The organism is Arthrobacter sp. GCM10027362 (genome assembly GCF_042679445.1).
In the GTDB taxonomy this organism is placed as follows: Bacteria; Actinomycetota; Actinomycetes; order Actinomycetales; family Micrococcaceae; genus Crystallibacter.
In genome coordinates this window covers 1-8,144 of sequence record NZ_JBHTML010000172.1, presented here as the reverse complement: position 1 = coordinate 8,144, position 8,144 = coordinate 1, and the positions used below count along the sequence as shown (strand labels likewise).

8 protein-coding genes, 1 tRNA gene and 1 other RNA gene are annotated in these 8,144 nt (G+C 69.7%); 8 read left to right on the top strand and 2 right to left on the bottom strand.

From position 1 onward, the window contains the following. Nucleotides 1-195: 195 nt before the first annotated feature. Nucleotides 196-284, bottom strand: a tRNA-Ser gene (locus ACFQ36_RS18310). A 159-nt stretch (nucleotides 285-443) separates the two neighbouring features. On the opposite strand from ACFQ36_RS18310, the gene ACFQ36_RS18305 reads away from it, so the two are divergent. The 5 genes from ACFQ36_RS18305 (at nucleotide 444) to ACFQ36_RS18285 (ending at nucleotide 5,559) form a co-directional block, all read left to right on the top strand. Continuing rightward, nucleotides 444-1,541, top strand: coding sequence for a YihY/virulence factor BrkB family protein (locus ACFQ36_RS18305; protein ID WP_377016214.1), 1,098 nt, complete (start codon nucleotides 444-446; stop codon nucleotides 1,539-1,541). 44 nt (nucleotides 1,542-1,585) lie between these two features. Further along, the gene (locus tag ACFQ36_RS18300; RefSeq protein WP_377016212.1) at nucleotides 1,586-2,482 is read left to right on the top strand and encodes a hypothetical protein; all 897 of its coding nucleotides are present in this window, start codon (nucleotides 1,586-1,588) and stop codon (nucleotides 2,480-2,482) included. Continuing rightward, nucleotides 2,479-2,937 carry a phage holin family protein gene (locus ACFQ36_RS18295; RefSeq protein ID WP_377016210.1) on the top strand — a complete coding sequence of 153 codons (459 nt, stop codon included), beginning with the start codon at nucleotides 2,479-2,481 and terminating at the stop codon, nucleotides 2,935-2,937. The genes ACFQ36_RS18300 and ACFQ36_RS18295 overlap by 4 nt, the downstream gene beginning before the upstream one ends. Continuing rightward, on the top strand, nucleotides 2,934-3,554 hold the full coding sequence (locus ACFQ36_RS18290; RefSeq protein ID WP_377016208.1) for a DUF3618 domain-containing protein: 621 nt from the start codon (nucleotides 2,934-2,936) through the stop codon (nucleotides 3,552-3,554). Before ACFQ36_RS18295 ends, ACFQ36_RS18290 begins: the two co-directional genes overlap by 4 nt. Nucleotides 3,555-3,768: 214 nt before the next feature. Further along, entirely contained in the window at nucleotides 3,769-5,559 is a 1,791-nt protein-coding gene (locus ACFQ36_RS18285; protein ID WP_377016206.1) for a thiamine pyrophosphate-requiring protein, read from the top strand. Between the two features lie 3 nt (nucleotides 5,560-5,562). On the opposite strand, the gene ACFQ36_RS18280 is transcribed toward ACFQ36_RS18285, so the two are convergent. Beyond that, nucleotides 5,563-6,360, bottom strand: coding sequence for an SDR family oxidoreductase (locus ACFQ36_RS18280; protein ID WP_377016204.1), 798 nt, complete (start codon nucleotides 6,358-6,360; stop codon nucleotides 5,563-5,565). A 152-nt stretch (nucleotides 6,361-6,512) separates the two neighbouring features. On the opposite strand from ACFQ36_RS18280, the gene ACFQ36_RS18275 reads away from it, so the two are divergent. The 3 genes from ACFQ36_RS18275 to ACFQ36_RS18265 all read left to right on the top strand — a co-directional run. Then, a complete protein-coding gene (locus ACFQ36_RS18275; protein ID WP_377016202.1) occupies nucleotides 6,513-6,707 on the top strand; it encodes a hypothetical protein in 195 nt (64 codons plus the stop codon). A 39-nt stretch (nucleotides 6,708-6,746) separates the two neighbouring features. Continuing rightward, nucleotides 6,747-6,842, top strand: an RNA gene (gene ffs / locus ACFQ36_RS18270) — signal recognition particle sRNA small type. 76 nt (nucleotides 6,843-6,918) lie between these two features. Next, on the top strand, nucleotides 6,919-8,144 hold a 1,226-nt coding region (locus ACFQ36_RS18265), incomplete at its 3' end, for a DNA polymerase III subunit gamma and tau (protein ID WP_377016200.1).

Here is an 8,144-nt window from a genome sequence, read left to right as displayed (position 1 = left end):
CGGCGCAGTCCCAGCGAAACCTTCGCCCGGCAGCGGCGCCGCCGCCTGGGCCTGGACCGGTAGCCGGGCCGCCCGGCACGTCGGCCGTTGCACCGCGCCGAGGGCCACCGCACAGTCCTGCCCGAAGCCGACACAGAATCACAGCGCAGCACCAAAAGCGGCCCCGACCGGTACCGGTCGGGGCCGCTTGTACACTGGCGGAGGATGGGGGATTTGAACCCCCGAGGGCTGTTAACCCAACACGCGTTCCAGGCGTGCGCCATAGGCCGCTAGGCGAATCCTCCAGTTGTGCGCTCTTCGCGAGCGGATACCAGAATACCGAAGTTTTGCCGATCTGCCGAATCGGGGGCTTGGCCGGCCGTCGGGGCGGTTGTTGGTAAGCATACTTAGTGTTAGCGTGAAACTGGATTGACGGGCACACCTCCCAACCCGAGGAGTCAAGCATGGCAAGCCAAAGCACCACGGACAAGATGCACACCGCGCCACCAGTCGAGGACTCGCGCAAACCGGAATTCCCTACCCAGCTGAAGAAACCGTCATGGATGTACATTTTCCGCAAGGCGGTCCGCGAGTTTTCCGCTGACCAGTGCACCGACCTGGCTGCTGCCCTGACCTACTACACCGTGCTGTCGCTGTTTCCCGCGCTGCTGGCCATGGTGTCCCTGCTGGGCATCGTCGGCCAGAGCGAACAGACGACGGCGGCGATGCTGGACCTGCTCCAGCGGCTGGCCCCGGGCGAAGCGGCCCGGGTGCTGCAGCAGCCGATCCAGCAGCTCACCGCCTCGCATGCCGCAGGCCTCGCCCTCGCCGTCGGTCTTGTCGGCGCCCTCTGGTCCGCCTCCGGCTACGTGGGGGCCTTTGGCCGCGCCATGAACCGCATTTACGAAGTGGACGAAGGACGCCCGTTCTGGAAACTGCGCCCGGTGATGCTGCTGATCACCGTCATCCTGGTGGTGCTGGCGGCGCTCATGCTCGTGATGCTGGTGGTCTCCGGTCCGATTGCCTCGACAATCGGCGGATTCTTCGGCATGGACGAGGTGGCCGTGACGGTGTGGAACATCGCCAAGTGGCCGGTGCTCGTGTTCGCCGCGGTCCTGGCCATCGCGCTGCTGTACTACGCCACCCCGAACGTGAAGCAGCCGAAGTTCCGCTGGGTCAGCATGGGCGCCTTCATCGCCCTGCTCGTGCTGGGGGCAACCACTGCCGGCTTCGCGTTCTACGTGGCGAACTTCTCCAATTACAACCGCACCTACGGAGCCATCGGCGGCGTAATCGTGCTGCTGCTGTGGCTGTACCTGGCGAACCTGTCCCTGCTCTTCGGCGCCGAATTCGACGCCGAGACCGAACGCGGGCGCCAACTGCAGGCAGGCATCGAAGCCGAAGAAACGCTGCAGCTGCCGCCCAGGGACCACCGACGTGCCGAGAAGCAGCAGCGCCAGGCCCGGGACGACGTCGCCCGCGGACGTCTGCTGCGCGTCCAGTACGAAAACGCACGCTGGAGGGAGGAACACGACCGCGGGCAGCCCTCCCAAGCACGCTGACCGGCACCACACAGACCCATCCGATCCCAGAACAAGGAGCTGTGATGACAACAAATCCGAACACCGGCAGGTATGACGAGGACTTCCCTCCCCGGACCGGAGCCACCGAAGAGCCCCTCGGGGAGACAGTGCTGGGCGACGCCACGGTGACGCCGGCCGTGCCGGTCGAGACCGTGCCTCCGGCGCGGACCACCACAACCACCTCAACCACCTCAACCGCCAAGGAAGAGGCCAAGGACGTCGGGCGCGAGGGCATGGCCGCCGGCCAGCGCGTTGCCGGCGTGGCCAGGGAAGAGGCCGGCAACGTGGCCCAGGAGGCCAAGTTCCAGGTCAAGAACCTCGTATCCCAGGTCGGCGACAATGTCCGGGGCCAGGCCGGCGCCCAGCAGCAGAAGGCCGCATCGGGGCTGCGTTCCTTCAGCGACGGGCTGACCTCGATGGCCAACGGTTCGCCGCAGTCCGGCGCCGCCATGAACCTGGTGAACCAGGCGGCAGAGCGCGTCAACGGTATCGCGGACTGGCTGGAAAACCGGGACCCGTCCGACCTGCTGGAGGAGGTCAGGTCCTTTGCCCGCCGCCGGCCGGGTGCGTTCCTGGCCATCGCCGCCGGCGCGGGCCTGCTCGCCGGGCGGCTGACCCGGGGCATGACCGCGGGAGCCGGCGGAGGTACCGCAGCCACACGCCGGATGGTCGATACCACCGGGGCCGTGCCGCCGCAGCCCACCTACGTCCCGGAAACCACCGGCACGGACGGCACCACCGGGACCGGTGCGTACGGCACCACCGGGACGGGCGCGTACGGCACCACCGGGGCCGGCGCGTACGGCACGGAACCGGACGCCGGCATGCCGCCGGTGCCGTCGGCCGGGTCGGAAACGACGTCGCTGCCGCCGCGCACGCCCTCGGAGCAGACACTCGACGAAGGAGGTGAACGCGGATGAGCCACGCCGTTCCAGGACCTGCCGATTCCTCCGGCCTGCCGCAGACCCCGGCCAGCAATGCGGAGATGAAGGCTGAAACCACCTCGCTGGGCGACCTGCTCGCCGACGTCAGCAAGGACATCTCGGTGCTGATGCGCCAGGAGATGGAGCTGGCCAAAGCCGAGCTCAGGGAGTCCACCAGCCGCGCAGGCAAGGGCGTCGGAATGCTCGCCGGCGCCGGGGTGGCAGGGCATTTCGTCCTGCTGTTCCTCTCCATCGCCCTGTGGTGGGCCATCGGTGACGCCATCGGCTGGGCATGGTCCGCGCTGATCGTGGCCGTGCTCTGGGCCATCATTGCCGGCATCCTGTACGCGGTCGGCAAGAAGGAAATGAAGACCGTGCGCGGCATGCCGCGCACCACGGAGACAGTGAAGAAGATTCCCGAAACCCTGAAGCCAAGTGAGGAACCGCGATGAGCCAGACACCAGAAGAGATCCGCGCGGATATTGAAGCCACCCGGGGCCGGCTCGGCACGGATGTGGACGCGGTGGCGGAGAAGGTCACCCCGTCGCGGATCGTGCAGCGCCAGACGAACAAGGTGAAGGGCAGCTTCGCCCGGGCCCGGGACCGGGTCATGGGCACCGCGGAGGACGCCAAGGAGCGCCTCATGGGCGGCGCCGAGGATGCCGGACAGTCGCTGCAGTCCACCGCGCACGACGTCGGCGAAAGCATCGGCGAGGCGCCGCAGATGATTGCCCGGAAGACCAGCGGCAATCCGATGGCCGCCGGCCTGATTGCCTTCGGCGTCGGCTGGCTGGTCTCCTCCCTCATCCCGTCCAGCCAAACCGAACAGCAGGCCGCCGCGGCCGTGAAGGACAAGGCCCAGCCGCTGATGGAGGGGGTCAAGGAGTCCGCCAGGCAGATCACCGAGGACATGAAGGAGCCTGCCCGCGAGGCAGTCGACGAAGTCAAGGCGACCGCCACGGATGCCACGGACCGGGTGAAGGCCGAGGGCACCTCGGCGGCCCAGGACGTGCAGGACCGCGCCCAGGAGGCCCGGACCAACATCCAGGACCAGTCCAGCTCGACGTAGCAACCTGGCTGGCCGCGGCAATACCCGCCGATGCAGAGCCCGGGCAGGGGCCCAACGCCCCGCCCGGGCTCGTTCATTCCAGGCCGTCCCAATCCCGTGCGAAGGATCACCATGCCAGATCAAATCAGGCCCTTTCCCGGCGCCCCGTCGTCCGGGCCGCCCCGGCTCCGGACCCGGGACCGCTTCCCGGCGTCCGTGCTGACGGGAGCCGATCATGGGTGAGCGGCTGGTCGCGGATGCGGTCGTCGAGCGGCTGCGGGACTGGGGGGTGGACCGGGTCTTCGGCTACAGCGGGGACGGCATCAACGCCTTCATGGGGGCGCTGCGGCGCTCCGCCGAAGGTCCCGGCTTCGTCCAGGCCCGGCACGAGGAAAACGCCGCCTTCATGGCCGTGGGCCACGCCAAATACACCGGCCGGGTCGGCGTGGTCACCTCGACCCAGGGCCCGGGGGCGGTCCACCTGCTCAACGGGCTCTACGACGCCAAGCTGGACCACGTCCCGGTGGTCGCGATCATCGGGCAGCAGTCCCGGTCCGTCCTGGGCTCGGGGTACATGCAGGAAATCGACCTGCTGAACGTGACCAAGGACGTGGCCGCGCATTTCAACCAGCTGGTCAGCTCTCCGGAACAGGTGCCGATGGTCATTGACCGCGCCTTCCGGGCGGCGCTGGCGGCACGGCAGCCCACGGTGGTGATCCTGCCCCACGACATCCAGCAGGCGCCGGCTCCGGAACACCCGCAGGAGCACGGCATCGTGCTCACCGCGCCCCGCTGGAGCCCGCCGCAGGTCCTGCCGGACGAGCAGGACCTGCACAAGGCGGCGGAGCTGCTCAATGCCGGGACCAAGGTGGCGCTGCTGGTCGGCCAGGGAGCCCGCGCGGCCCGGCAGCAGGTGGTGGCGGTGGCCGAAAGGCTCGGCGCCGGGATCACCACCAGCCTGCTGGGCAAGCCGTACGTGGACGAAAGCCTGCCGTTCGCCGCGGGCACCATGGGCCACCTGGGCAGCAGCGCCAGCGCCCAGCTGCTGGGCAACTGCGACACCCTGCTGATCGTCGGCTCCAACGATCCGTGGACCGAGTTCTATCCCCCGCCCGGATCCGCCCGCGCCGTGCAGATCGACGTGGACCCGGCCGCCATCGGCAACCGCTACCCGGTGGAAGCCGGGCTTGCCGGCGATGCTGCGGCGACGCTGGACCGGCTGCTGCCGCTGCTGCGGCCCCGGGAGGACTCCTCCTGGCGCACCGAGGTGGAGGCCGGCGTGCGCCGCTGGCACCGGCTGCGCGAACGCCGCGCCGGCGTGCCGGGGCGGCCGCTCAATCCGGAACTCGTGGTCCGCGAGCTGAACGGGCGGCTGCCGGCGGACGCGCAGCTGGCCGTCGACGTCGGCAGCGTTGTGTACTGGTACGCCCGGCAGCTGACGCTGCCCGAGGGTGTGCCGGCGCACCTGTCCGGGACGCTGGCGACCATGGGATGCTCGATCCCCTACGCCCTTGCAGCCAAGCTGGCCCGCCCGGGCCGGCCCGCCGTCGTGCTCAGCGGCGACGGCGCGATGCAGATGGGCGGCCTCGCCGAACTGATCACCGTCGGCAGGCTGTGGCAGCAGTGGCAGGACCCGCGTTTCGTGGTCTGCGTGCTCAACAACCGCGAACTGGCCGAGGTCACCTGGGAACAGCGCGAGATGGAGACCGAGCCGCGCTTTGCGGACAGCCAGGCGCTGCCGGACTTCAGCTATGCGGACTACGCGCGCCTGCTGGGCCTGGACGGCGTGTGCGTGGAGGAACCGGGAGAATTGGGCGGGGCCTGGGAGCGGGCGTTCGCCGCCGACAGGCCGTTCGTCCTCGAGGCCGTCACCGATCCGGACATCCCGCTGCTGCCACCCTTCCCGGCGGGCGCGCAGAAGGCCGAGTCGATGCGGCAGGGGCTTGCGGCGGAAGGAGGTCCCGGGCAGCACGCGCGGGAACTGCTGGACCGGTACGTGGCCCTGGAAGAGGAGCTGCAGCCCTAGGCCCTACCCCTCGCGCCAGGCCGGCTCCCTAAGATGCGAGCCGGCCTGCGGGCCCATCTGCAGCATGCCGCCGTCGACCACCCAGGACGCCCCGGTCACGTAGCCGGCCTCGGCGGAGGCCAGGAACGCAATCACCGCGGCCACCTCGCGCGCATCGCCCGGCCGCCCCAGCGGCACGCCGGGGCGGTCCGTCCCCCGCGGGTCCTGGTCCGTCTGGCCCGTCATCGGCGTGGCGATCTCGCCGGGGGCCACCGAATTGGCGGTAATGCCGTACTGCCCCAGCTCCAGCGCGATGGTCTTGACCAGCCCGCCGAGCCCGTGCTTGGCCGCATCGTAGGCGGAGGAGCCGACCCGCGGCTGGTGTTCGTGCACGCTGGTGACCGCGATGATCCGCCCGCCCCGGCCGGCCTCCACCATGCGCCGGGCCGCCCGCTGGATGCACACGAACGCGCCGTCGAGGTCGGTGGCCACGGTGGTCCGCCAGCGCTCGTAGTCCAGGTCCAGGAACTTCACCTGCTCGCCCGTGCCGGCATTGTTGACGAACACATCGACTCCGCCCAGGGCGCCGGCCAGTTCGTCGACCACGTCCCCGCAGCCGGGCAGGTCCGTGAGGTCCAGCCGGGCCACGTGCGCCTCCCGCCCGTGCGAGCGGACTTCGGCGGCGGTCTGCTCCGCGCCGTCGGCATCGGCGTGCCAGGTGATGCCCACATCCAGCCCGGCCCGGGCGAGGGCAACCGCCGCCGCCCGGCCGATCCCCGAGTCCGATCCAGTGACAATTGCGGTCCTTGGCATGAATTCCATGCCAGCATCTTCCGGGCCCGCGGCAGCCTCCGCAAGGGCCGGGATCCGGAGCCCGCCCGATGCTAAGCATTCTTATTGTTATGCCTTGTCAGCACGCCTATTGTGGCCACTAGGTTTAGCCCGGAACGCTTCCTTGGGAAGGGGATGACCTCGTGGAAGAACGCCTCAATAAGGTGCGCAGCGCCGCGGCCGACAAGGAATGGCTGCAGTTCCAACTGGACAATGCGGACGCGGACCTGCGTGACGCGATCCGGGAGGCGCTCGAGGCCGGGATCCGGGCCGAGGATCTGGTGGGCGCTGCCGAACTGACCCTCGAACAGATCAGGAGGATCGGCCGGTCCGAATAGCCGGATTCGGAACTCCCGGCGGCATCGGGTAAGCTGTTGGACGGCCCCTCATGTGGTGTCATCCTGTGAACTCCCCCAGGACCGGAAGGTAGCAAGGGTAAGCGGGCTCTGGCAGGTGCATGAGGGGTCCTTTATTTGCCTTTTCCCGGCCGGCCCCCAGCCCTGGGACGCAGGATGCGGGGGCCCGCCCACAACGGATAGTGTTTTCATCGTGAGTACAGCCCTTTACCGCCGTTACCGGCCGGACACGTTCGCGGACGTTATCGGGCAGGAACACGTCACCGACCCGCTGATGGCCGCACTGCAGAAGAACCGTGTGAACCACGCCTACCTCTTCTCCGGCCCGCGCGGCTGCGGCAAGACCACCTCCGCGCGCATCCTCGCCCGCTGCCTGAACTGCGCCCAAGGTCCGACGGCGACCCCGTGCGGGGTGTGTGATTCCTGCGTCGAACTGGGCCGCGGCGGCCCGGGCAGCCTCGATGTGATCGAGATCGACGCCGCCAGCCACGGCGGCGTGGACGACGCCCGCGACCTGCGCGAGCGCGCCACCTTCGCCCCGGTGCGGGACCGCTACAAGATCTTCATCATCGACGAGGCCCACATGGTCACGTCCGCCGGCTTCAACGCGCTGCTGAAGATCGTGGAGGAGCCGCCGGAACACATCAAGTTCATCTTCGCCACCACCGAGCCGGACAAGGTCATCGGCACCATCCGCTCCCGCACGCACCACTACCCCTTCCGGCTGGTGCCGCCGGAGCCGCTGCTGAAGTACCTGGAGCACCTGTGCGACCAGGAGCACGTGCCGGTGGCCCCGGGCGTGCTCTCGCTGGTGATCCGGGCCGGCGGCGGCTCGGTGCGCGATTCGCTCTCCGTGCTGGACCAGCTGATGGCCGGCGCCGGGCCCGCGGGCCTGGACTACGAGCTGGCGGTGTCCCTGCTCGGCTACACGCATGCCTCGCTGCTGGACGACGTGGTCGAGGCCATTGCCGCCGCGGACGCGGCCACGGTGTTCAGCGCCGTGGACCGGGTGATCCAGACCGGCCACGACCCCCGGCGCTTCGTGGAGGACCTGCTGGAGCGCTTCCGCGACCTGATCATCGTCAAGGCCATGCCCGAGAGCGCCCACGCCATCCTGCGCGGCGTCCCGGAGGACCAGATCGCCCGGATGCAGACGCAGGCCAACCAGCTCGGCTCCGCGGAGCTGTCCCGCGCCGCGGACATTACCAACCAGGCGCTGACCGAAATGACCGGCGCCACCTCGCCCCGGCTGCACCTGGAGCTGCTCTGCGCCCGGATCCTGCTGCCCGCCGCCGAAGAAGGCGAGCGGGGTGTGGCCGCCCGGGTGGACCGGATCGAACGCCGGCTCAGCTACGGCGGGGCGGGTACCGCCGTCCCGGCCGCAGCTCCCGCCGACGCCGTTCCCGCCCCGGCGGCTGC